4 protein-coding genes are annotated in these 1,883 nt (G+C 37.2%); all 4 read left to right on the top strand.

All coding sequences use genetic code 11. The features are described 5' to 3' along the window. Positions 1-262: hypothetical protein (locus tag AACS90_RS22600; RefSeq protein ID WP_206601867.1), on the top strand; the 262-nt coding region annotated here is incomplete at its 5' end. An 81-nt stretch (positions 263-343) separates the two neighbouring features. Continuing rightward, positions 344-592: a hypothetical protein gene (locus AACS90_RS22595; protein ID WP_099123648.1), complete on the top strand. Its 249-nt coding sequence runs from the start codon at positions 344-346 to the stop codon at positions 590-592. 6 nt (positions 593-598) lie between these two features. Beyond that, positions 599-1,039, top strand: coding sequence for a hypothetical protein (locus tag AACS90_RS22590; RefSeq protein ID WP_099123647.1), 441 nt, complete (start codon positions 599-601; stop codon positions 1,037-1,039). A gap of 438 nt (positions 1,040-1,477) precedes the next feature. Further along, entirely contained in the window at positions 1,478-1,750 is a 273-nt protein-coding gene (locus AACS90_RS22585) for a glycosyltransferase family 25 protein (protein ID WP_099123646.1), read from the top strand. The last annotated feature ends 133 nt before the right edge of the window (positions 1,751-1,883 follow it).

Raw genomic sequence — 1,883 nt, 5'->3', positions numbered from 1 at the left:
CGCAAGGTGTTTTAACAAATCAAAAGGGGTTTTTATAGCTGCCTCATCGCTGAAAGCTCTACGGAACCCCCTGCCTAGCAGGGGGTTTTCTATATACAATAAAAAAGGCCACCGCAAGGTGGCTTTTTTCTTTGATACAAATCACATTCCTAATATTATCCTAATATCCATTCCTAATATTTTGGCAGCAAAATTGGCAGCAGTGATTTTTTCTTCTTGCGCGCTGATCGACAAAAAACAGTCGAAATTTATTTCTGATTGAATAGTCAACGTTGAAAACATAACAACGATATTGATGTTTTGAGTTGCAGGTATAATTTTAAATAACGCAGAGATTTGATTGATGGACGAAGAAAAATTAGAACTGGCATACATTCCTGCCTTGATCTTACTCCTTGTACATGCTCAGAATAAAAAAGGGACTCCTTTGACCAGAGAGGAAGTCGAAGATATTCGTGATAATGGTACATGTATAGTTTGCCCTGTTTCGGTAAACCAAGCTATGGATGAAAAAAGAGGTTACTCGGATATTAACCCGGATTATGTATGGGAAGAGTGGCAGGAGTACTTGAAGCAAGCACAGGACGAGTGAGGATTTATGGGCTTTAACGTACACATAACCCGCGTTGATCTGAATGATTATTACGATGACCCTGACCGATATTCTGACGAATCAGCCAATATTTCCATGCAAGAATGGATTGATTATATTAATCAGGATGACGAGATGAGACTCGATGGTTATGCTGAAGCGCTTTTCTCTAATGGCGAAACACTTATTTGTGTGGATGAAAGTATGGCTGTTTGGACTCAGCACCCAGATCAGTCGATAACAAGCTGGTTTTGGCTGGATGACGGAATGATTACCGCCAAGAATCCTGACAGCCATATGATAAAAAAAATGCACTCTATTGCCAAAACGCTAAATGCAAAAGTTCAAGGAGAGGACTGCTATGATATCGATAAGGAGGGAAAGCCTATTATTCCACCTGAAGGGCTTTCTTTCAGAGAATTAAAACCGTGGTGGAAATTTTGGTAATGACACACCGCTATTGCTCCCCATCCCTACTCAAGTAATTCAATATTCGCCACCTTCCTCTCTCTCAAATTCCACACCGAATTCTCTGGCAAGTACGTCATCAAGCGTTAATTAGTATCAATGTAAATCACATTCCTAATATAATGATAACAACCTTCCTGTATGCCTTCGCTTACCGAACTACAAAAAATTCTGACTTACATAATAAACTGAATTATAACGTTCAGAAATAGAATATCTATTCTGTTCTTTTTTACAGCTTCAGCGAGAAACCTCACTCACTATATAGAGATAATTTTTTGACAAAATATTCGACGTAACAGTAAACCTCATCTACAGTTTATAAATTGGTTTGCTGCTTTACTTTGTTAACGAAAACGTCAGTTGTATCTCGGATAAAGTTCACATTACCCAAATAAAAACTAAATATGGTGTGATATGAAGATTTTTGTTATTAATTTAGAAAAAGATATAGATCGCAAACTATCAATACAGGGTCAATTAGAAAAGGCAAACCTTGATGCCGAATTTATTACGGGTGTGTATGGGAGAGGATTATCTGATGAACAGCTCAAGAAAATTTGCCCAGACTTTAATAAAATATATCTAACCCTTGGTGAAGTTGGATGTTCAGTGAGTCACCTCAATGTCTATAAGAAAATGATAGATGAAGATATATCTATCTCTCTCATACTAAATAACTTTTCATAATAGTGGGACACTCGATTTACTTTCTCTGAAAGAGTCTATTTGCAGATTTTTTCAAGAATTTTTTCACATTACTGAGCAGTTGCCACATATACCGACAACAATGGTTACGTGTGACTGTTTCATGTAACGTGTG

Source organism: Xenorhabdus sp. KK7.4, from assembly GCF_963876465.1.
GTDB classification, from domain to species: domain Bacteria; phylum Pseudomonadota; class Gammaproteobacteria; order Enterobacterales; family Enterobacteriaceae; genus Xenorhabdus; species Xenorhabdus stockiae.
The sequence above is the reverse complement of the archived record's forward strand: the minus strand, read 5'-3'. Positions and strand labels throughout refer to the sequence as shown.

Coding starts and splice junctions, on each gene's coding strand:
- AACS90_RS22590 (WP_099123647.1), top strand. CDS start 599: ATGGGCTTTAACGTACACATAACCCGCGTTGATCTGAATGATTATTAC.
- AACS90_RS22595 (WP_099123648.1), top strand. CDS start 344: ATGGACGAAGAAAAATTAGAACTGGCATACATTCCTGCCTTGATCTTA.
- AACS90_RS22585 (WP_099123646.1), top strand. CDS start 1,478: ATGAAGATTTTTGTTATTAATTTAGAAAAAGATATAGATCGCAAACTA.